Source organism: Cyclobacterium sp. SYSU L10401 (assembly GCF_010993705.1).
In the GTDB taxonomy this organism is placed as follows: domain Bacteria; phylum Bacteroidota; class Bacteroidia; order Cytophagales; family Cyclobacteriaceae; genus Cyclobacterium.
The window spans coordinates 1-21,281 of sequence record NZ_WOFO01000014.1 but is presented as its reverse complement, the minus strand read 5'-3'; the positions used below and the strand labels follow the sequence as shown (position 1 = coordinate 21,281).

At 42.2% G+C, this 21,281-nt stretch carries 17 protein-coding genes; 9 read left to right on the top strand and 8 right to left on the bottom strand.

The genetic code is table 11. The features are described 5' to 3' along the window. Position 1: 1 nt before the first annotated feature. From GL182_RS22335 to serA, 7 genes are all read right to left on the bottom strand, one after another. On the bottom strand, positions 2–1,282 hold the full coding sequence (locus tag GL182_RS22335) for a dihydrolipoamide acetyltransferase family protein (RefSeq protein WP_163382022.1): 1,281 nt from the start codon (positions 1,280–1,282) through the stop codon (positions 2–4). Between the two features lie 83 nt (positions 1,283–1,365). Continuing rightward, positions 1,366–2,625: a competence/damage-inducible protein A gene (locus GL182_RS22330; RefSeq protein ID WP_163382021.1), complete on the bottom strand. Its 1,260-nt coding sequence runs from the start codon at positions 2,623–2,625 to the stop codon at positions 1,366–1,368. A gap of 99 nt (positions 2,626–2,724) precedes the next feature. Further along, positions 2,725–3,231, bottom strand: coding sequence for a dihydrofolate reductase (locus GL182_RS22325; protein WP_163382020.1), 507 nt, complete (start codon positions 3,229–3,231; stop codon positions 2,725–2,727). Between the two features lie 22 nt (positions 3,232–3,253). Further along, positions 3,254–4,207, bottom strand: a complete 954-nt coding sequence (locus GL182_RS22320) for a DUF4412 domain-containing protein (protein WP_163382019.1) — start codon at positions 4,205–4,207, stop codon at positions 3,254–3,256. Positions 4,208–4,290: 83 nt separating this feature from the next. Next, a complete protein-coding gene (locus GL182_RS22315) occupies positions 4,291–5,214 on the bottom strand; it encodes a universal stress protein (RefSeq protein WP_163382018.1) in 924 nt (307 codons plus the stop codon). 790 nt (positions 5,215–6,004) lie between these two features. Beyond that, a complete protein-coding gene (locus GL182_RS22310) occupies positions 6,005–6,448 on the bottom strand; it encodes a DinB family protein (RefSeq protein WP_163382017.1) in 444 nt (147 codons plus the stop codon). Positions 6,449–6,597: 149 nt separating this feature from the next. Then, positions 6,598–8,490 (bottom strand): phosphoglycerate dehydrogenase, encoded by a 1,893-nt coding sequence (gene serA, locus GL182_RS22305; protein WP_163382016.1) that lies wholly within the window; start codon positions 8,488–8,490, stop codon positions 6,598–6,600. A 268-nt stretch (positions 8,491–8,758) separates the two neighbouring features. Here serA and GL182_RS22300 point away from each other — a divergent pair, with 268 nt between their 5' ends. The 8 genes from GL182_RS22300 to GL182_RS22265 all read left to right on the top strand — a co-directional run bounded on the left by GL182_RS22300 (position 8,759) and on the right by GL182_RS22265 (position 17,110). Then, positions 8,759–8,962, top strand: a complete 204-nt coding sequence (locus tag GL182_RS22300; RefSeq protein ID WP_163382015.1) for a hypothetical protein — start codon at positions 8,759–8,761, stop codon at positions 8,960–8,962. Between the two features lie 12 nt (positions 8,963–8,974). Further along, positions 8,975–9,358: a DUF983 domain-containing protein gene (locus GL182_RS22295; RefSeq protein WP_240469931.1), complete on the top strand. Its 384-nt coding sequence runs from the start codon at positions 8,975–8,977 to the stop codon at positions 9,356–9,358. Positions 9,359–9,477: 119 nt separating this feature from the next. After that, the gene (locus GL182_RS22290; RefSeq protein WP_163382013.1) at positions 9,478–10,155 is read left to right on the top strand and encodes a TetR/AcrR family transcriptional regulator; all 678 of its coding nucleotides are present in this window, start codon (positions 9,478–9,480) and stop codon (positions 10,153–10,155) included. Further along, the gene (locus GL182_RS22285) at positions 10,148–11,860 is read left to right on the top strand and encodes a peptidase domain-containing ABC transporter (RefSeq protein WP_163382012.1); all 1,713 of its coding nucleotides are present in this window, start codon (positions 10,148–10,150) and stop codon (positions 11,858–11,860) included. Before GL182_RS22290 ends, GL182_RS22285 begins: the two co-directional genes overlap by 8 nt. A 5-nt stretch (positions 11,861–11,865) precedes the next feature. Beyond that, positions 11,866–13,221, top strand: a complete 1,356-nt coding sequence (locus GL182_RS22280) for an HlyD family secretion protein (protein WP_163382011.1) — start codon at positions 11,866–11,868, stop codon at positions 13,219–13,221. Then, a complete protein-coding gene (locus GL182_RS22275) occupies positions 13,218–14,612 on the top strand; it encodes a TolC family protein (protein WP_163382010.1) in 1,395 nt (464 codons plus the stop codon). The genes GL182_RS22280 and GL182_RS22275 overlap by 4 nt, the downstream gene beginning before the upstream one ends. 2 nt (positions 14,613–14,614) lie before the next feature. Beyond that, on the top strand, positions 14,615–15,658 hold the full coding sequence (locus GL182_RS22270; protein WP_163382009.1) for a phosphatase domain-containing protein: 1,044 nt from the start codon (positions 14,615–14,617) through the stop codon (positions 15,656–15,658). Between the two features lie 387 nt (positions 15,659–16,045). After that, complete coding sequence (locus GL182_RS22265; protein ID WP_163382008.1) at positions 16,046–17,110, top strand: helix-turn-helix domain-containing protein; 1,065 nt, start codon at positions 16,046–16,048, stop codon at positions 17,108–17,110. A 931-nt stretch (positions 17,111–18,041) separates the two neighbouring features. On the opposite strand, the gene GL182_RS22260 is transcribed toward GL182_RS22265, so the two are convergent. Beyond that, complete coding sequence (locus GL182_RS22260) at positions 18,042–18,377, bottom strand: hypothetical protein (protein ID WP_163382007.1); 336 nt, start codon at positions 18,375–18,377, stop codon at positions 18,042–18,044. A gap of 361 nt (positions 18,378–18,738) precedes the next feature. Between GL182_RS22260 and GL182_RS22255 the strand changes: the two genes are divergently transcribed. Further along, positions 18,739–21,281 (top strand): MBG domain-containing protein (locus GL182_RS22255; RefSeq protein WP_205603713.1); only part of this gene is annotated, 2,543 nt, incomplete at its 3' end.

The window sequence follows — 21,281 nt, the reverse complement described above, 5'->3', positions numbered from 1 at the left end:
TTTAAATTTTGGTATCCATATCAAAATTTTCTAGGTAATCAGCCACCTTTTTCACAAACATGCCCCCTAGCGCTCCATCTACTACCCGGTGATCATAAGAATGGGATAAAATCATCTTGTGTCGGATACCTATCAGGTCGCCTGTTGGCGTTTCGATCACAGCAGGTTTTTTGGTGATGGTCCCTACTGCCAGAATTGCCACCTGAGGTTGTACGATAATGGGAGTACCCATGATATTTCCAAATGATCCTATGTTTGAAAGGGTGTAGGTCCCTCCCTTGAGTTCATCTGCATGCAGTTTATTTTCCCTGGCACGGACAGCCAGGTCATTGATTTTTTTGGAAAGTCCTGTCAGGTTGTATTGATCTGCGTTTTTAATTACCGGAACGATCAGGTTTCCATTAGCAAGGGCCACAGCAATACCTATATTGATATTTTTTTTCTTAATGATACGGTCTCCTTCCACGGAAATATTGATCATAGGAAAGTCTCTGAGGGCTTTTGCAATGGCCATCACAAAAAATGGAGTAAAAGTGATTCCCTCACCTTCTTTTTTCCGAAACTCCTCTTTGATTTTGTTTCGGAAAAGAACAATTCCGGTAAGATCAGCTTCTACAAAAGAAGTAACGTGGGCAGAAATATTTTTGGAATCAAGCATGCGTTGCGCAATCATTTTCCGCATCCTGTCCATTTGGATGATTTCGTCCGCAGCCTCTTCTACCGGAGGGAATGTTTCACCTGCCTCTGAAACAGATGTCTTCCTTTCCTTTACGAAAGCAAGTATATCATTTTTGGTCACCCGGCCATTTTTGCCCGTCCCGGGGATTTGAGCCAATTCTTTGGGACTGATTTTCTCCGCTTTGGCTATGCTTTGAACAAGGGGAGAATAAAACCTTTCGTCCGTTGTTTTTTCTTTGGGTGAGTCGGCTCCAAGGATCAGGGAAGTAAAGGCTGGGACATCCTGCAATATTTCTTTTTCTGAAGAAGGGGGTTCCGAAACAGGCTCCGGAGGGTCATTGTTAACCTCATCCTCCAGGCGAACGCTTGTTTCAATGAGAGCAATCGGTTTTCCTACCTCCACTACTTCCCCTTCTTTGGCAAGAATAGACTTGAGTGTGCCGGCATGGGTAGCAGGGACTTCTGTATCCACTTTATCTGTAGCCACTTCCAGAACAGATTCATCCTGTTCGATTTTATCCCCTTCCTTTTTTAGCCAGGAAAGAATAGTGCCTTCCATAATGCTTTCCCCCATTTTGGGCATCACCATTTCTACTATCGCCATAGCTTATTTCATTCTTGTTGAAACCTCCTTAAATATAAAACTAAATTTAAGTCATTATTTTGCAAAGGGAATCGGTTTAAATTTTAATCTGATTTTTGTATAACGGTCTTCCTCAATAAGTTTAATGCCGCCACAGCTGTCAGGTGAATGTTTACGGTCCTGTCTTTGGTAAGTTGAAGTTTTCTGGTATGGCAGGAATGACCATCATCACAGGCGATCCAAACCAGGCCTACGGGTTTAGTCGAAGTACCTCCCCCCGGACCCGCAATGCCACTGGAGGATAGGCCGTAGTCAGCATTGAATTTTAAGCGAACCTGTTTTGCCATTTCTATGACAGTTTCCTCACTGACTGCACCTTTACTGTCCAGCATGTCTTCAGACAGTCCCAATACAGCTGCCTTGAAAGCATTGTGATAGGGTACCACCGCACCGTTGAAGTATTCACTGGATCCCGGTATTCCAGTAATTAAATGTGAGATGTATCCCCCGGAACAACTTTCTGCCAGCGCAACGGTCTTTCCTCTTTGGGCAAGCAAATGTCCTATGGCGGAGGGTAACGTATCATGGTTAAACCCGTAGACATATGGCTCAATGAGTGGAAGCAATCGATCGATCTGTTCATCGACCTCCCTGGTAATGCTTTCCTGATCGTCACCAAACCCGGTCAGTCTCAGTTTTACTTCCCCCAGAGAGGGTAGGTAGGCCAGCCGGATATGGGAAGGCAATTGGTCTTCCCAGGCAGTAATGATGTCTGAGAGCCAGCTTTCTCCGATGCCTACCGTCTTTACCAGTTTATGGTAAATTACGGGTAGTGTAAATTTTTCTTTTAACCGGGGAATCACGGCTTTTTCTATCAGGTACTTCATTTCATGGGGTACCCCTGGCATAGACATCCAGATTGTCCCCTGCTCCTCAAACCACATTCCCGGTGCCGTGCCAACGGCATTGTGAATGTATTGGCAGTTGGCTGGCAGGTAGGCCTGGTTTCGGTTGGTGGCAGTCAATTCCTTTCCCCGGCTTTCAAATAAATTTCTGACATCTTCCAGGGCTTTGGGGAATAGGGTTAATTGGGAACCAAAAAAATCAGCCAGAATATTTTTGGTCAGGTCATCTTTGGTAGGACCCAGGCCTCCAGTCATCAAAACAATAGCTGCTTTTTGAGAAGCGGCCATAAAAGCCTGCAACATGGACTCTTTGTCATCACCTACGGTTGTTTTCCTCACTACGCGGACTCCTATTTTATCCATTTCTTCGCTTAACCACTTGCTATTGGTGTCCAGGATCTGGCCATATAGCAGTTCGTCACCTATGGAAATGATTTCTGCTTTTACAGGTTGATGCATGAGGTAGGATTTTGACTTTTGTGAACCAAAATTAAAAAGTTTCCGCTTAGGGAAAGGTAATTTTTGCCTTTATTTCTCCGCATGAAGGAAAACAAGGGCTTAATGTGGACTTCCCATTCGTTTGTAGGTCACAAAGGCATGATCATATTGGTTTTTATCATCTTTCTTAATGGTTTCTTTATGTGCAATTTGCCATTCTCCGGGATCAAATTTTGGAAAAAAAGTGTCAGCGTCAGGACTGGCATCTATCTCCGTGATGATCATTTCATCAGTAAATGGAAGTGCGAGTTTGTAAATTTCCGCCCCACCTAAAATAAAGAGCTTTTCCAGTCCTTTGTCTTTACCTATTTGCAAGGCTTCCTCTATTCCATGGACTACATGATGACCCTCCGGGACTTTAAAATCCGGATTATTTGTCACCACAATGTGGGGCCTTCCCGGTAGGGGTTTGCCTAATAAAACGAAAGTTTTCCTACCCATCACCACATGATGGCCTATGGTCGTTTTTTTGAAATGTCTGAGGTCAGAAGGAAGGTGCCAGGGCAATTCTCCATTAATGCCTATGGCATCATTAGATGCCCTGGCTACAATTATTGAAACTATCAATACAGGTAATTTTTAGAACAGATTATTTGGCAGCCTTCATTGCGTTTGGATATTCTGCCAGATCAAAGTTACTGGTTTTGTTGGTATCTATCTCAATCATTTTCATTTGCGTCCTGCTTTGATCTTCTTTACTGGTAAAGTCCATTTCAAGAATATTTCCTTCCGGTAAATTATTGAAGTATTCCTGATTCTCTTCTTTCATCTTTTTCGTGATAAAGGGACTGTTTTTACTCCAAAAAGATTCCATTCCTACTATGGCGGATTGGCTTAACCAATAACTTCCCTCCATATCTTCACTCATTACCCTGTATTCATCGCAGGTGTAACCCAGGATATCCTTGGTACTGCCTGTTTTTTCGAAGGAGAAATTTTCGGCATCCATTGTGGAGGCTTCATCTTCTTCTTCCATTGCGGCTGCTCCCTCCATCATGCCTTCCCAGTCTATGGAAAAGGCCATACTGGATTTCCCATCTTCATTGTCCATGAGCATTACTGTTGCCTGGTTTTTATGATCCATTATGATCACGGCCTTTTCTGCCGTATTCTTACTTTCCGGATCAATAAATTCCATTCCGAAAAAATCCGGATTATCTGATAAAAAGGAATTGAACACAATCGGGTCCTGAGCTTTACCTTTTTCATCTGTGCTGTTTATTTCCATCACTGCCAATCCGGAAAAACTGTAGGAACTTTCTGTTTCTACATCCGTATTGATGGATCCCATGATTTTGCTAAAGTCGTAATTGCCTCCTTCCGAGCCATCAGCTGTGCTGCCCATATCTCCGTAAAGGTTACTGAAAGCTTTTTCCAATTGTCGTTGGGTGGCTTTGGCCACTTCTTTTTCCACGGTTCTTTCTACGGCCCTGGAAACGCCCTCAGAGGCTGCTCTTTTTATTCGCTTAAGCAGTTGTGCATCCGCATCCCAACTGACTAATGAAAGACAAATGATTACCAATATGGAGGTCCTAAATCTCATGTTAACGTTATTTTTGATTCAAACTTGAAGTTATGAAATATATTTACAAAGTCCTAAAAGATCTTTTTTTGTATGTGAAAAGATTAAATTTCAAGAATGTACTCTATGATACCAGCATTTTTGCCCTTTGGTCGGGTTACCAATAAGGGTACTTTATCATTCATTTGTATCAGCCGTTCTGCCATGCTACCGATAAAAAGTGCTGTAGCTGCCGTCCTTCCCTTGGCACCTATAATGATCATATCGGCCTTGATCTCCCCGGCCTTGCTGATGATATCTACCACAGGATCATCGTCTTCGTCCTTGGTATAAAGGGGTTTGATCTTGCTGGATTTGGTGTCTATTTTCCGGATAAACTTCTTATAATTGATGGTGGCGTTTTGGAGCATGATTTCACTAAATTCTTCATAAGATTTGCCCGTAAAATGGTACCCTGATGGAACCGCATATACATTTTGGCAAAAGATTTCAGATTTCCCCTCATTTTTTTCAGCGATCTCTATGGCCTCCTCCAGTGCATCCTTGGAATAATCAGAAAAGTCACTTGGAACCAATAGTTTTTTTACTTTAGGCTGGCTGTTTTCAGGTACAATCAGCAGGGAACACGATGCCCTTCTGGCTAGCCGTTGAGAAACCACCCCGGAACCGGGCAAGCTGGTTTTTCTTCCTACCAAAATCAGATCAGCAGATTTTTCATTGGCCAGTTTCAATATTTTTTTTGAGAGTTGCCCCTCCTTTACTATATAGGAGCTACTGACTTTAATATTGGGATCAAAGTTTTCGGCAACAACTTTTTTCATCTGATTTTCCCTTTCTTTCACCATATTGCTGATAAGGTTTGGGAATTCAGCCAGAATATCCTTAGGTATGGAAAGGTTGCGAATTACATTTGTGAAGTAAATTTTTTTAGATTGGTTGGTCTTTGCTATAAATGCGGCAAATTTCACCAGAGTTTCGTCCATATCGCTCTGATCCAGACAAACAATGATCTTTTTGATTTGATACATTCTTAATGATTAAATTATTGGATTACTTCAGATATAATTTATCAGAGGTATTAAATATTATTCTAAAATCAGCAAAATTTAAATTAGTAAAATTAAACTTTAAAACAATCTAATGTTCGCTGTTTTCGACCGCAATTTACAGGAAATTTTTCCAGATTGCTTTTTTCAACCCATCCATTTTTGCTTATTGACAGTCGAATCCTTTCCTGATTTGAGGTTTGCTGGAATAGATTGTATATTTGAATTAAGGTTCGGGTCAGCGACATGTTCAAACTTCACAAGTTGATTAAAATGCCGAGTGAAGCATCGCTTCAAAACCAGGCCTCATCTTTCCTTTGGAAAGACCTCGTATCCTTTTAGGATGCAGGTTAACAGTGGAAGGTTGCGGAGATGGTGCAGCTCAAATCCTGTCATATCGGAGGTTTGTAACACTCCATGATCCGGACCCTGTTAAAGGGAGACCGCCTGGCGGCCTCCCTTTTGGTGTTTTAGGGGGGAGTAAAAAGGCATGCTATTGCCTCTGCAGCTTTAGTTTGGGGATGCAAGACGATAAGTAAGCCCATGCCAACTATCCAGCATCTTTAAAATGGTGGATAATGTTATGTTTAGACAGCGGCCGTTAGTTTTTTGAGAATCCCATAAAGTCCGTTGTAGCTCAGGGGCCCATAAGTAAAATTGAGAATGAAAAAGGTCTTGAAGGAATAACCAAAGCATGGTCTTTCGGATGCTCTGGGTCAATAGGCTTTATTAAAATCTGTCCTATTGCCCAAAAAAATTATCAATCCTTCTACTACCTTTTAAACAGGATGTAATCGGAAACCAGAGGTTCCAGGCCATTCTGCCGGAAGTCTGAGGCAATCTGTCCGCGGTGATACGTGGAATGGTTGACAAGGTGAAAAAGGATGTCCCTTACGCTGTTGGTATAAACCTGGCCCTTTGAATTGCTGTATGAAATGATGGCTTCCAGGGGGTAATTATCCAATATGTTAATTGTATGGGCATGATTTTCAAGATCAATCACCCTTTCATCCTGAATCGGCCGCATCGCCCATACCCCAAAAGGAGCAGCTTTAGGGTCAATCCGGTTGTTCCAGATTTGATGGGCATTGAGGATATGGTTATACAGTTGGATGGATTTCTCAGGGGTTTTATCCTGGTGTTCCATCATCGCTTCCCATAGTCTTTGGTTGCTCTCATGCCCATAAGCAAATAAAGATTTAAAAAATGCTTTCATTGGTTCCTGGGTTTGGTGGTTTGCCAATATCCTTCACTGAAGTGAATTTTGAGACACACTTGTTTCCATAAAAATAGAAGAATAATCACAAAAAACCACAAAAAAAGGGAGACCACCTGGCAGTCTCCCCCTTTAGAATTTTTCTGGCATCAGTACAAAACCCTGAAACGTATGGTACCGTTAATGGCCTTCAGTTCGTCGATTACCTTACTACTGTAGGCTTTGTCAATATCGGTGATGACATAACCTATTTTTTCATTGGTCTTCAGGTATTGACCCACGATGTTGATTTCATAATCTGCCAATACCTTATTGATTCTGGCCATGATCCCTGGTTCGTTGAGGTGAATGTGGATCAGCCGGTGGGCATCCTGTAGAAATGGCAACTGTATATTGGGAAAGTTGACACTATTATATGTGTTTCCGGTATTGATGTATTCGATGATTTTTCCAGGAACAAACCTGGCGATGTTCTGCTGGGCTTCTAAGGTGCTGCCCCCAATATGTGGTGTCAGAATGGTATTGGGCAAGCCAATCAGTTCTGAAACGAAGGGTTCAGAATTGTTTTTTGGTTCACTTGGAAATACATCAATGCTGGCACCTGCCAGGTGACCGCTTTCCAAAGCATTCCGCAAGGCTGGTACATCCACCACATGGCCCCGGCTCAGATTGATCAGGTAAGCCCCTTTTTTCATCAAAGCCAGCTTCTCCTGGTCGATCAGCATCTCATTTTCCTTTCTCCCGTCCACATGTAAGGTAATTACATCACAGGTGCTGAGCAATTCATCGAGTGAATCGATCTTGGTGGCATTTCCCAGAGCCAATCTTTCTATGACATCGTAATAGTATACATCCAGCCCCATGCTTTCTGCCAAAACAGAAAGTTGAGAACCTATGTTTCCATAGCCGATGATCCCGAGTTTTTTGCCCCTGATTTCAAAACTTCCCGATGCACTTTTGTCCCAAACGCCCTGATGCATGCTGCTGGTCTTGTCCGTCAGCCTGCGCATTAAAAAGATGATTTCAGCTATCGCCAGTTCTACCACTGATCGGGTATTGCTAAAAGGGGCATTGAATACGGCGATGCCTTTTTCCTGGCAGGTTTCCAGGTCAATTTGATTGGTGCCGATACAAAAGGCCCCAATGGCTACCAGGCGATTGGCATTTTCCAGGACTTTTTTAGTGACCTGGGTTTTTGACCTTATGCCCAGGATGGATACTTTTTTGATTTTTTCGGCCAGCTCTTCCTCAGATAAGGCAGAACTGATGACCTCTACCTGGTATCCTTCTTCCTTCATCAGCTCAACGCCAATAGGGTGCACATTTTCCAGGAGCAAGACACTGATCCGGCTCTTTGGATAGGAAAATTTTTTATTCATTTTATTCACATATAATATTTCGTCCAGGCTGGGGGCAATATGGTCTGCTTTGGATGAAACGTTGGTTCGGTGTACATTTTCAGTAAACGCATAAAATTTATTGGCCACCCCTGAAGCTTTAATTTCATAATCGGTATAGCCGTCTCCGATCACATAGATATCTCCTTCCAGATTCAGCTTTCGGATGGTCTCAGGTTTTCCATTATTCTTGGAAAGTGGGTTATCCTTGTTGAAACCGATGATTTTACCAGAGTCTGCATACTCAAATTCATTGGCAAATACATTCTCAGGTTTAATCCCGTATTCCGTTACAATCGGCGCTACAAAATCCTTGAATCCATTGGAAATAATAAATATATCCGATGCATTTTCTTTCAAAAATTCTTTGTTGCGTTGAAACGAATCGGAAACTTTTTTTCTGAGGGCAGCTATCAGTTCGGAAATCTGTTCTTTGTTGGCATCGAGTATATCCAGCCGCTGGACAAGGCTTTCCCTGAATGTCAGCTTGCCTTCCATTCCCTGATCGGTGATGTCCTTGATTGCCTGGAGTTTTTTTGCTTTTTCAGGGTCATCCTTCAGGCTTATTTCACCTAAAATATCCAGGGCCTCAACCTTTGTAAAAGTACTGTCAAAATCAATGATGAATTTTTTTGTGACGGTCATTTTCAGCAGTTTTTTAAATGAGTTGCAAAATTAATAGATTCTAAGTGAATTTGAAGTTATTGACCCAAAATAACTTTCAGGTCTTAACGATATATAAAATAAAGAATGATTATAACTTTGTGTCCAAAAGTATTCAGGCTTTTCTGTTTTAGAGAGCATCAAAATTAAATCGGAAGGAACAATTTTTCTTTTCTGATGTTGGCACTTAAATAAAGTAAGGGATGACCCTTCAAGGCCCTGTATAGGATAAATTTTAATTATAAACCACATGCCACTAGCCATTGACAATATCAGGGTAGGCCGGGTGTACCGGCTCGTAAATTATGGAGAAATACGAATGCTGGAAATCATGGAAAGAAAAGGAAGAGAGAACTTCAGGGTCAAGGACCTGGATACTTTGGAGTACTATGATTTAGAAGAATTGTTACAATGGGGCAAAGGCAAAGACTATGACCTGGATGAAATCCGTTAAATGAATACAGCAATGAAAAAAGAAACAAGTCTTACAGCAGCCATTTTTAAAGGTAAATGCCCCAGGTGCAGAAAGGGAAATATTTTCCCTGTTTCCATGTTCAGTTTCAGGAAATTAACTGAGGTAAACCAAACTTGCCCCAGCTGTGGGGTAGATTTGGTTCCGGAACCGGATTTCTATTATGGAGCCATGTACATCAGTTATGCGCTATCCGTAGCCCTCTTTATCACCGTCATGGTTGTACTCAATTTTTTATTCAATGACCCAGAGTTGATGGTATATATTGGATCAGTGCTATTTTTCAACCTGATTTTATTGCCCCTGATGTTGCGTATTTCCAAGGTGTTATACCTTTATGGTTTAGGAAAAATCAGTTATGAGCCAGATATGGAGTAGGACAAATCCTTACTTCCAAATCTTTTTTTTAAAAATTAGTAAAATTTTCTTTCAGTAAGTAAAACTTACTTTTAGTTTGTTCGTATATTGCGCCATAAAGTTTTACTATTGAAATTCATATGGAACAGATTTTAACCAGTTTTGTTGTTCCCGTAAACAGTGAGATATACCTGAAAGATCCACTTAGTTCAGACCTGGGAAAGAAAATTATTCGTGAAAGTCCCAACCTTATTGTTATTTTGGGGTTGGAAAGTTTTAACTTCAAAAGACTATCGGAAACTGTAGGCAGTACAGAGGCGGCCATTTACCGTTATTTTGAAAATAAGCACAAGCTCCTGGTCTACCTTACCAATTGGTACTGGGGATGGTTGGAGCATAACCTTGTTTTTGCTACTTCTAATTTACATGATCCGAGGGATAAAATGAAAATAGCGATCCAACTGCTGGTGGAAGGTCCTGTCTATAAAAAAAATGAGTACATGGATATTCAAAATTTACGTTTGCTGGTCACCCAGGAATCCTACAAAGCTTTTTTGACCAAGGAGGTTGATGAGGAAAATAGCAGTGGCTTCTTCAAACAGTTTTATCGATTTACAGACAGGATTGCAGCCATTGTCGGCGAAATTAATCCTAAATACACTTACCCGAAAACCCTGGTGTCGACCTTGGTGGAATCTACTTTACTTCATGCATTTTTTTTAAAGCATATGCCAAAAATGACGGAATCCGGTCTCGTGGGAGAGCAAAAATTAGGTTTTTATTTTGATTGGGTATTTAAAACTTTGAAAGATGAATGAAAATCTGATCAATACGCCATTAAAAAGATTTTTCAGCCTGCTTAAGGATGAAAAGAAAGAGATCTACGCCATTTATTTCTATGCCATCCTCAACGGATTGGTTTCCTTGTCCCTTCCCTTAGGTATTCAGGCCATCCTCAATTTTATTCTGGGAGGGAGAATGACTTCTTCCTGGGTTTTGCTGGTGGTCATTGTAGCACTGGGGGTTATATTTGGGGGCTACCTTCAGATCAGCCAGCTTTATCTGACAGAGAAATTGCAACAGCGGGTGTTTGGCAAATCGGCCATGGAATTTGCCTACCGACTGCCCCGGATCAAAACGGAGGCCTTGCGCGGTAAATTTCCCCCAGAGCTCGTCAACAGGTTTTTTGATACCATCGTGCTTCAAAAGGGGTTATCCAAATTATTGATTGATTTCAGTACAGCTTCCCTTCAGGTATTTTTTGGTTTGATTTTACTCTCTGTCTACCATCCTTTTTTCATCATTTTTTCCTTTGCATTGGTTTTGATCCTATACCTGATATTTAAGCTGACCAGTCCCCGGGGGATGAAAGAAAGCCTGAAGGAATCCACAGCCAAATATGAGTTGGCATTTTGGCTGGAAGAGATTGCAAGGACCTTGGGTACTTTCAAGTTATCCGGATTTTCTCCACTACCCTTCAGAAAAGTAGATCAATTGGTAAGCAATTATGTCGGATTCAGGAACTCTCATTTTGCCGTTTTGATCCTGCAGTATAAAGTAATGATTGGTTTTAAGGCTGCCATCATTGTCACCCTATTGGTAGCAGGTAGTATTCTTTTAATGAACAATGAGATCAGTATAGGACAATTTGTTGCTGCCGAAATCATTATTGTATTGATCATAAATTCTGTAGAAAAGCTCATTTTAAGCTTGGAAACCGTATATGATACGCTTACAGCCACAGAAAAATTAGGCTTGATCATGGATTTGGAACTGGAACGGTCCGAGGGAGTGGATAAGGCCTTTGGACTTTCCGAATCAGGTTTGTCCTATCATTTGAGGGATTTAACCTATCATCCCAGAGACAAAAAAAATCCCAATCTTGTCAACATCAATGTAGAAATCAATCCAGGTGAAAAGGTAGTCATTACAGGAAAAAGCGGCTCAGGGAAAAGTACCTTTCTGCAATTGATGGCAGGATTGATAGAAGACTATCAGGGCAATATCATCGTCAATAAGCTACCCATGGACACCCTTTCCTTAGAAAAACTAAGATCCATGATTGGGGACAGCCTTTCCCGACAATCCATCTTTCATGGTACCATTCGCGAGAACATCACCGTTGGGAATGATGTCATTTCAGAACAAAAAATTCGTGAGATCCTTGAAATCGTAGGCTTGAAGGATTATATCTATGAGTTAAAAGATGATTTGGATACCATGTTATTGCCTGAGGGCAAGCATTTGAGCAATGCCAATATCAGTAAAATCATTCTGGCCAGGAGCCTATGCTTTGGTCCCAAATTGCTGCTTTTGGAGGAAGACCTCAGTTACCTCAATGGAGAGGAAGCCCAGATGCTGCTAGACTACATGTTTTCAGGCCCCTGGACCATGGTAGTGGTGTCTTCAGATGAAAATATTATGCGAAGAGCAGATAAAATTTTAGAATTAACCTCCGGTAGATTAACCTTTGAAGGATCATTCAATGCTTTCCAGCAGTACAATAAAAATAACAAAAGTTAACAGCCATGCTTAATATTTCTAAAAACTCTGTAAAAGGGCAAATCAATCCCTTTTTGTTTGATAGTTACCGCATGACCATTCCAAGTGATCAGAGCAGAAAGCGGGTCAGGATTCTTTTGTACATATTATTGGCTGGGTTCGTATTCCTCTTTTTACCCTGGACCCAGAATTTTCGCTCCCAGGGAATGGTAACTGCTCTTAAGCCGGAACACCGCCCACAAACCATTCATTCGGTGATACCCGGCAGGATAGAAAGGTGGTATGTTCAGGAAGGGGATTTTGTGCAGAAGGGGGATACGATTTTATTTATATCAGAGATCAAGGATCAGTATATGGATCCTGAATTACTGGAAAGGACAAGACTTCAGGTAGATGCCAAGGAGCTGTCGGTAAGGTCTTATGAGGAAAAAATCAAAGCCCAGGAACAACAACTTCAGGCGCTGAGTCAAAATAACAGGTTGCGAAAGGAACAAGCCCAGAACAAGTTGCAGCAAGCCAATTTGAGTGTGCTTTCGGACAGCATCATGCTGGAAGCAGAAAAGGTAAACCTTACTGTGGCTGAGAGGCAATATGAAAGGATGGAAACGCTGTACGAGGAAGGTTTGAAATCCCTGACCGATCTGGAAGCCAGAAGGATAAAATTGCAGGAATCGCAGGCCAAAAAAATAAGTGCTGAAAACAAACTGCTGAGTAGCAGAAATGAGGTGATATCCGCCACCCTGGAACTCAATGCCATCGACAATGATTTCAGGGACAAACTGGCGAAAGTAAATTCAGACAAGTTTTCTGCCTTGTCCAGTCAGTATGACGCTGAAGCGACGGTAAATAAATTGAGAAATGAACTCTCCAACTATACCGTGAGGTCGGGCATGTACTTTGTCCTGGCACCCCAGGACGGCTATATCACCAAAGCCATTCAGGTGGGTTTGGGAGAAACCATCAAGGAGGGAGCAGAAATCGTCAGTATCATGCCTCAAAATTACTCCTTGGCAGTTGAAATGTACATTGACCCAATTGATCTGCCGCTGGTAAAGGTGGGCAATAAGATCAGGTTTATTTTTGATGGCTGGCCTGCCATCGTTTTTTCAGGTTGGCCACAGCTCTCCAATGGCACCTTTGGTGGAAGGGTATATGCCATTGATAATTTTACCAGTACGAACAACCAATACCGCTTGTTGGTGGTGCAAGATCCGGATGAAGATCCCTGGCCGGAAGCCTTGCGGGTAGGCTCCGGAGCAGATGGTATCGCCCTGCTGAACGATGTACCGGTGTGGTATGAGATATGGCGACAAATGAATGGTTTTCCACCTGACTATTACACCCTGAAAGAAGTCAGAGAAATGAAAAATCAGCAAAAATGAAATATGCATTGATTCTATTTTGTTCCTTTTGGTTTGGGGTTTTCGGACCTTTACAAGCCCAGGAAACCCTGAACTATACCGATTTTATGGCCTGGGTCCTGGATTACCATCCTGTAGCCAGACAAGCAGACCTCAACCTGGAGTTGGGTAGGCAGGAGATAAGGATGGCCAGAGGAGGCTTTGACCCCAAGTTGTACGGCAGTATGGATGAGAAGCAATATCAGGATACAGAATATTACAACAAACGGGAAGCCGGTATTAAGGTGCCCACACTAGGAGGTGTGGAGTTTCAGGGGACGGTAGAACAAAACCAGGGTACTTACCTGAATTCAGAGCGAAATGTGCCTGAAAATGGGCTTTTTGCCGTAGGAGCCGCTGTGAATGTGGGTAAGGGACTGTTTATTGATGAAAGAAGAGCTGCCTTACAGCAAGCCAAAATTTATGCCCTGGCCAGGGAGGAAGAAAGAAAACAAACCCTGAATGACTTGTACCTGGACGCTACCGATGCCTATTGGAAATGGGCAGGAGCTTATGCGGATCTGATGGTAAGGGAAGAAGGACTACGCCTGGCTTCTATCCGGTTTGAGGGGATCAAATCCAGTTTTGAGCAGGGAGATTTACCGGCGATTGACACCGTGGAGTCATATACACAGGTATTGAACCGGACGATACAGCTACAGGAAGCTGAAAATGTTTATTTTGCCCGTACACAGGAATTGAATGTTTACCTTTGGGACAGTGATCAGAATCCACTGTTTTTAGAACCGGGCATTTTCCCCCAGGTTTTAGACGAATACGTCTCCGGTATGCCGGACATGGAGGTTTTCAGGGAACTCATCGCCAGCCATCCTGAGTTGAGGCTGCTGGACTATGATTTGAATTACCTGGAAATTGACCGAAGGTATAAAGCGGAGCAATTGAAGCCAGAGGTCAAACTCAAATACAATTTTCTTACCGAAACTTTTGGAGGGATGGAAGGAGTAGGTTTTTTGGAAAACAACTACAAATTTGGTGTTAAAATTTCTACACCCCTGCTTTTGAGAAAAGAAAGGGGCGGGTTGGGATTGACCAAAACCAAAATCAATATGGTCAACAATAAAAGAGACCTCAAATTTCAGCAGCTCAGGGCAAAACTGGAACAGGAATTCAACAACTTTCAGGTATTGAACAGACAACTGGCCACATTCAGTGATAACATCAATGGTCTGGAGCGGTTGGTGGAAGGTGAAAGAACCAAATTTGAAATGGGAGAAAGTTCCTTGTTTTTAATCAATGCAAGGGAAACCAGCTTGTTTGATGCCTTACTCGTCAATAATTCCCTGTTTGTCAAAAAGAATATTGGCTTTTCTAAAGTCAGGAATGCCGCTGGCCTGGGTTTTGAGGTACCTTGAGCATGAAACAATTGTTTGTTTTCAGGTGGCTCACCTGGCCTTTCCGTTATACTTTTTCCAAAATAAAGCGTAAAATAGGAAAACTTGATGAGGTTCGGATAGAGGTCTTTCTGGTTTTAAGTAACCGCTCGCAGGTTTTTCTGAAGGGTCGCCTGGTGGAGGCCTACACCCAAAGTCGTCCTTCCGAAGATAAAAGTGCCTTGCAAAATTTACTGGCCACCATCCGCCGGTATTCGGGCAGCAGTGTGCCGGATGCAGGACTGGGGCTTCAAATTGGAGATCAGCAAACTGACCTTACTACAGATAGTGAGGGGATTTTTGAAGTGATGATGCCACTTCCTGACAAGATGGAAGAAATCCCTGACAAGATTCAATTGTCCCTCAAGCCTGAGGAGGACCTGCAATCCAGTGAGCCGTTGGTGGAAAAAAAGATCCATTTTATTCATAAAACTTATCCCAGGGCCATTATTTCTGATATTGATGACACGATTATCGTCTCCAAAGCCACTAATCTGGGCGAAAAGTTGTGGCTATCTGTCTCTAAAAACGCCTATACCAGAAGACCCTTTCCAGGAGTAAGTGATTTTTATCGCCTGCTTTCGGCCAATGGGGAATACCCCGTTTTTTATGTGTCCAGCAGTGATTGGAATTTGTTTGAACTGATCAGAGACTTTCTCCGATACCGGGATATTCCTGTAGGACCAATTTTACTGAAGGACAGCCATGTAAATCTGAGAAACATCTGGAAATCCGGAGGAGGAAACCACGATCATAAATTGGAAAAGATTCGTTTTCTTATGGAGTTTTTTCCAGAGCAGCAATTCCTGTTGATAGGAGACAGTGGACAGCATGACCCGGAGCTATATGCAGAGGTTATTCGGGATTTTCCGGGAAGAGTGGAAGCGGTATATATACGTAGAGTAGGGAAGCAAGATCCGGACAGGGAGCGAGAGCTGGATCAACTGCTTCCTCCAAACAAAGCGGCTTGGGTAAAATCAACCCAGGAGGCCCTGCTTCATGCCCGTACCCATTTGAACGTTTCATAGGTAGATTCCCCTGGTTTTTCGGACCGAGTCCGCTGAATGGCTTCGGTATTATCCCCTGAAAAGTCGGCGGGAACAGTTTCGTTTCGATTAATACTACGAATGAACCCGATAGATAGTAAGTTGTTTTTTCTGTTGAAAAACTTTATTTTTCGGTGAATTAAGGTTTGTTAACCCTACGAATGACAAATCTTAACCTTGTAAAATGGATTTTTATGTGTGCTCATGTCCGGAGTATTGATATTTAAATTGCTTATTCTTTCATTCTCAGTGCTAAATGCCCTGGTCCTAATTTTGAATGGTAATAAAGGACAAATCAGAAATTATTATTTAGGATGGTCTCTGCTTTTTTATGGAGTGTATTTTTTGGTATTTATTTTATGGTACGAAATGGAGTTCATTCTTGTGCAGCCGCACTTGATGCGTACTTGCAGTCCCCTGGGCTTTTTAGCGGCACCGTTTTTTTATTTTTTTATCCGAAACAATGCCACGAATGTGAAAGGCTTGAAAAGGAAGGATGTTTTGCATTTTATACCTGCAGCGGTCCATTTTCTGGAATTGACTCCCTTTTATCTGATTCCCGGACCTGAAAAACTGGCTATTGCCAGAGAAGTAGTGGATTCTCCTTATCAATTGGATCTATTGGCCAGGGGGCTGATTCATCCCAATTTGGTTAACGCTGTTCGAGTTATATTGATAGCCAGCTATTTCACTCTCAGTTGTTGGATCCTGTATCGAAAGGGGTCGTTCCCGGATGGTTTCCTTACTAAATCCTGGAGTAAAAACTGGCTCTTTGTGGCCATCGTTTTGATTGGAGGAATAAATCTGGGGTATTTTGCCTTCCGAGTCGCCTTCTTTGCCGGGGTGGCGGCAGGTGCTGATTTGGGTTTTGTACAGACCTATGCTTCCTATTTGATTTTGTTTTGCATGTTGATTTTGAGTGTGTATATCCAGTTGAATCCAGAGTGGGTATTTAAGTGGAATGGGGAACCTATGAATTGGAGAGAACCGGGACAATTGTCAGGAATGCAAAAAACAGAGGGTGCAGACCCCGACCATTCAGGACAGGCAGATGAAACTACGATTGGGAATGAATCCGGGGTTCTCCTGAATGAGCAAGTAAGAGAAGCCATTGAGGCGCTTTTTTTCGAAGAACAAATCTACCGAAAGCAGGGACTTTTGGTGGGAGATCTGGCCAAAAGGCTTCAAGTGCCGGTCAGGGATTTGCCCGTGTATTTCCGCCATTACTATCGTTCTGATTTTAAAACCCTGGTAAACGAGTACCGGGTAAAGCTGGCCAAAACGAAAATAGAGGAGGGTTATTTGGACGATTATACGGTGGAATCCCTGGGGGAATATTGTGGGTTTCGCAGCCGTACTACTTTTTTCAATGCCTTCAAGAAAAAGTATGGAATGAGCCCGAACGAATATTGGAAAGTCTTTCAGGAAAATTAATGGTTTGACAAAAAAGTGGAGCCATTTTCCAGCCTTCAAGCCAAGGAGAATTTTCTTCTTTATGTTGGGTGATTTTTTGGGATTTTTATTCAAAATATATAGCGAGTCAGCTAAGGTTCCCATTTTAAAAAAGTAGCCCGTAAATGGTACGATTATCTTCGGTACAACAGCCTAAACCACTGAGCTGCTTGCAGGGTCACAGGGAACATTCTATCCGGATTTTTCACCTATTCCTTTTTTAAGAAAAATATTTTGTTTGCCCCTTTATTTTCAATTTTTGTTTTTTGCATTTTGAAAGAGGTAAAATGTTATTCTCTGGCTATTTGTTTCAAAATCAGATAATGGAACATATAAAAGCTGATAATCCATCGAAAACACTGTACTTTTCGGCAATTAATCTGTTTCTCAAAAAAACGAAATCAGTATAAAATGGAGAATTTTTACCTTTGGTCCCATCGTATGTTTAGCTATGTAAAGCCTCCTTTGGCTTCGCTTTTTATAGCCCAATTCAAGCTCCATCGACTTGGGAATGGTGGCGTGGACTATGATACAAATACGAGTGCCCCAATCTATATCACAACTATTAAAATAATACCCTCATGAAAAAAATTGTTCAATTTTCAATATTTTTCGTTTTATATCTTTCTTTATTTCGAGTCGATGCTCAGTCTTTCACTCAGTTTAGAGGGTTGGGGGCTGATAATTCCGCTGGGTCGGGATTTAAAACGATTTCAACAAATTCTGTTTTGGTGGTTAGTAATAATGCTACAGGAACTACGGGCTCTATAGTGGGGTCCGAACTATTTTCAAAACTAACAACAGCAGGAGGTACAGATGTAATCACTCTAAAGGCTGATGGCGAAAACGCCGTTTCTTTTGATGTAAATGATTTAAGTATTTCTAACTATTTAGATCCTGCTTCAGATGCAGATTACACAACAAACACAAAAATTGTTTTTAAAAATTCTGTAGGTACAGTTATTCGTACCATGACATTAAATGGCACAAAATCGCTTACATCTTCAACATCTGGAGTATCAATAGGTGCTTTTTTTGATACTAACGCCTCATTGCCAGTAACAGGAGTTTCGGAAATTGAAATAACAATTAATCCAAGTACCGTTTCTGTAGATGCTTTTACAATAAGAAATATAACATTAAGCAATATAGTATCAGGTGCAGTACCTTCAGGACCTGCGACACTTGATTTTAATAATTTAGGGATAACAAATACTATTTCTAATACCTTAGGGAAATCCACTGCCATTGGGCCACTAAATTTTGAAATAAACGCTCCAAACGCAAATGATTTGATAACTTTTAAATCAAACGAAGGAGCTGGAGGAACAGGGGCTCTTTATGATAATAATACAGATATTGGAGGTATTACAAAATGGACTATTAGCAGGCATGATGGTAGTGAATTTACTTTATCTAGCATTTACTTACAAGATGCAGGTTTTGCAAGCACCACCGGAACTTTAAAAGCGCGTAGAAATGGAGCACAAGTTGGGAGTACAGTAAATGTAAATTTTAACGGAGATATAGATGTCTCTGGGAACCCTGATTTTACGAATATTGATGAAGTATGGATTGAAGCTACAGATATAAATTTTTATTTAGATAACGTGGCTTATGTTATTCCATCTACTGTTGTAATGCCAACCGTCTCCACTTCAGCAGCAACCTCCATTACCGCCACAGGAGTTACTTTTAATGGTGAAGTTACAAATGATGGTGGTGCAACCGTAACCGAACGCGGTTTTGTGTATGCTACCAGCTCTAATCCAACCACTTCAGATACCAAAATACAAGACGGAAACGGAACGGGCGCATTTGAGGAAGCCATTACCGGCCTTACCGCAGAAACCACGTACTATGTACGCGCTTATGCCATCAATAGTGAAGGCACGAGTTATGGAGATGAGGTGAGTTTTACTACAGATGCACCTTCTGTTTTATTGAATGCTAATCCAACAATCTCGTTTTCAAACGATGATGGTTTTTCAGATTCTAAGGCAGTGGACGGTGAAGGAGGGTCTGTAAGTATTTCTGATATAGACATAGAAGTTTATCCCATAAATAGTTCTGGTACAGCTTTGACCGCTGATCCTCTGGAATATCATGATAGTGATGACTGGCCTTCATATCCGCCAATCGTTACTTATGGGGCTACCTTAGAACATTACGGATGGGCTATAAAGTCTGCCAATGGAGACAATTTCTCATTGGAGAGCTTAGATTTCATGGACTGGGGAACATGGGATGGAGCTACATTTATCATCGAGGCCTTTGATAATGGAAGCTCCAAGGATGCAGTTACATTTGCCGGGAATACCGACGAAAGTTATGTGCACCTATCTCAGTTGGGAATACTTTCCTCAGCTTTTACTAATGTTGATGAGATACGTTTTTACAAGCAGGGAGGTGATGACACCTGGACTGCGCTCAACAATATTGAGGTGAATAGTCCTGTAATTGGTGTGCTTGCCACTGTTACCACCACAGCTGCATCAGGAATTACCGCTACTTCAGCAACTCTTGGTGGCGAGGTAACCGACAACGGAGGTGCAACCGTAACCGATCGCGGGATCGTGTACAACACCACGGGTACACCTACTACATCAGACACCAAAGTACAAATCGGAGATGGCGACGGTAGCTTTTCTGATGAAATTACAGGGCTTACTGCCGAGACCGAATATTTTGTCCGTGCTTACGCCATCAACAGCGAAGGCACGAGTTATGGGACTGAGGAGAGTTTTACGACGGCTTCTTCTATTATAGTTACTACATTTTCCGGAGATCTGGAAGATGACCTGGTGTTCAAACGTCCCGAACCGGATAATAGTGATTATACCGCACAATTGCTTCCAACAGATTTTTCAGGAGTAAGTACAACGGACTACAATTATTTTATCAGAACAATTACACCGGAAGTAACGGGTGATTATTCTATAGAGGTTACCAATACAACTGGATTTAGCGATAGCTTTTTGCTAGTGTATTCCAGTTTTGACCCATCCTCCCCGCTTACTGGCCTAATGATTGCAAACGATGACCATCCAGACGGGGGTTTAAAATCGAAAATTACCAGTATAAATTTGATGGGAGGCACTACCTACAGTATCGTTATGACGAGTTACTCTTCAGGCGATGTAGGAAATGTAACATTTGAGGTATCCGGACCTAGTAGTGTTGAGGTGGAAGAGGTTGTGGATGAACCTATACTAATCCCCACAGTGGCAACTGACACTCCGTCGGAAGTTACTGCTACCTCCGCAATCCTCGGCGGTGAGGTAAGCGATGATGGAGGTGCCGCTATTAACGAAAGAGGAGTAGTGTGGGCTACCACAAGTACTCCCTTAACATCCGACAACAAAGTTACAATGGGGACCGGAGTGGGAGCATTTTCTCAAACTGTAGGTAGTCTGCCTCCCAATACAACCCTTTATGTGAGATCTTTTGCCACGAATAGTGAGGGTACAGCTTATGGATCCGAAATCTCTTTTGAGACACTTAAACACGAGCAATCCCTTACGTTTCCCGAAATTGCTTCTAAAACCTATGGCGATGAATCCTTTACACTTGGCGATGAAGAGACGGATAAAGGATTGACTGTCACCTATACGTCAGCGGATCCCACCATTATAAGCATTACTAATAATCAGGCAGTAATTTTAAAGGCAGGAACAACGACTGTCACGGCCACTCAGGAGGGAAATGATACTAACCTGGCGCTCACCCCTATTGAAAGAGAAATAGTAATTGATAAAGCCGCGTTGACCCTCACCGCCGATGATAAGAGCAAGGTTTACGGTGAGGAGAATCCAGCCCTGACCTTTAGCTATACCGGTCTGGTCAATGGGGATACGGAAGTGAGTGAGGAGCCGGGTATCAGCACGACTGCCACAGGGAGCTCTAGCGTAGGCACCTATCCGGTTACTTTAACCGGGGGCTCGGATGCGAACTATGACATCAGCCTGGCAGCCGGCGAACTGGAAGTCACACAAGCCGCCCTGACGATCACGGCAGATGACAAGTCTAAAATATACGGCGAAGCGAATCCAACATTGACGTTTACCTATACCGGTCTGGTCAATGGGGATACGGAAGTTAGCACAGAACCTGGTATCAGTACTACAGCAACGGAAAGCTCCAATGTAGGAAC

Bases quoted from the DNA above. Each gene is read 5' to 3' on its own strand.
- GL182_RS22335 (WP_163382022.1), bottom strand. From the start codon at position 1,282: ATGGCGATAGTAGAAATGGTGATGCCCAAAATGGGGGAAAGCATTATG.
- GL182_RS22260 (WP_163382007.1), bottom strand. From the start codon at position 18,377: ATGGCAGTGGATTTCCCTAAGGTATTAGAAATAGTATTTGTTATCCCT.
- serA (WP_163382016.1), bottom strand. From the start codon at position 8,490: ATGACCGTCACAAAAAAATTCATCATTGATTTTGACAGTACTTTTACA.
- GL182_RS22315 (WP_163382018.1), bottom strand. From the start codon at position 5,214: ATGTATCAAATCAAAAAGATCATTGTTTGTCTGGATCAGAGCGATATG.
- GL182_RS22280 (WP_163382011.1), top strand. From the start codon at position 11,866: ATGCTTAATATTTCTAAAAACTCTGTAAAAGGGCAAATCAATCCCTTT.
- GL182_RS22270 (WP_163382009.1), top strand. From the start codon at position 14,615: ATGAAACAATTGTTTGTTTTCAGGTGGCTCACCTGGCCTTTCCGTTAT.
- GL182_RS22275 (WP_163382010.1), top strand. From the start codon at position 13,218: ATGAAATATGCATTGATTCTATTTTGTTCCTTTTGGTTTGGGGTTTTC.
- GL182_RS22330 (WP_163382021.1), bottom strand. From the start codon at position 2,625: ATGCATCAACCTGTAAAAGCAGAAATCATTTCCATAGGTGACGAACTG.
- GL182_RS22265 (WP_163382008.1), top strand. From the start codon at position 16,046: ATGGAGTTCATTCTTGTGCAGCCGCACTTGATGCGTACTTGCAGTCCC.
- GL182_RS22300 (WP_163382015.1), top strand. From the start codon at position 8,759: ATGCCACTAGCCATTGACAATATCAGGGTAGGCCGGGTGTACCGGCTC.
- GL182_RS22295 (WP_240469931.1), top strand. From the start codon at position 8,975: ATGAAAAAAGAAACAAGTCTTACAGCAGCCATTTTTAAAGGTAAATGC.
- GL182_RS22285 (WP_163382012.1), top strand. From the start codon at position 10,148: ATGAATGAAAATCTGATCAATACGCCATTAAAAAGATTTTTCAGCCTG.
- GL182_RS22320 (WP_163382019.1), bottom strand. From the start codon at position 4,207: ATGAGATTTAGGACCTCCATATTGGTAATCATTTGTCTTTCATTAGTC.
- GL182_RS22290 (WP_163382013.1), top strand. From the start codon at position 9,478: ATGGAACAGATTTTAACCAGTTTTGTTGTTCCCGTAAACAGTGAGATA.
- GL182_RS22310 (WP_163382017.1), bottom strand. From the start codon at position 6,448: ATGAAAGCATTTTTTAAATCTTTATTTGCTTATGGGCATGAGAGCAAC.